The organism is Arthrobacter sp. 2RAF6 (assembly GCF_052115205.1).
In the GTDB taxonomy this organism is placed as follows: Bacteria; Actinomycetota; Actinomycetes; order Actinomycetales; family Micrococcaceae; genus Arthrobacter.
In genome coordinates, this window is sequence record NZ_JBFRGF010000115.1 from 1 (window position 1) to 624 (window position 624).

Here is a 624-nt window from a genome sequence, read left to right on the forward strand (position 1 = left end):
CACGACTACCGCAAGGTCTACGCCGCGTACAAGGCCGCGGCCGAGTTCAAGGGCAAACCCACCGTGATCCTGGCCAAGACCGTCAAGGGCTACGGACTCGGACCCCACTTCGAGGGCCGCAACGCGACCCACCAAATGAAGAAACTCACACTCGCCGATCTCAAGGAATTCAGGGACTACCTCAGGATTCCGATTTCCGATGCCCGATTGGAAGAGGATCCCTACCGTCCCCCGTACTACCACCCGGGCATGGAGGCACCCGAGATCGCCTATCTCCTCGAGCGCCGAGCTGCGCTGGGAGGGTCTGTCCCAGAACGGCGTTCAAACCACGCGGCCATCGAACTGCCCGAGGCCAAGACTTTTGACGTTGCCAAGCGGGGATCCGGCAAACAGCAGGCCGCCACCACCATGGCCTTCGTCCGTTTGCTCAAAGACCTGCTCCGCGACAAAAAATTCGGGCACCGGATTGTCCCCATCGTCCCTGACGAGTCCCGGACCTTCGGGATGGACGCGTTCTTCCCCACCGCGAAGATCTACAACCCCAAGGGCCAGAACTACCTCTCCGTGGACCGGGACCTCGTCCTGGCCTACAAGGAATCCCCCATGGGCCAGCTCATCCACCCC

1 pseudogene is annotated in these 624 nt (G+C 61.9%); it reads left to right on the plus strand.

Features of this window, described 5'->3' with window-relative positions:
• Positions 1–624: pseudogene (locus tag AB4Z38_RS25740) on the plus strand (pyruvate dehydrogenase (acetyl-transferring), homodimeric type); the annotation flags it as partial.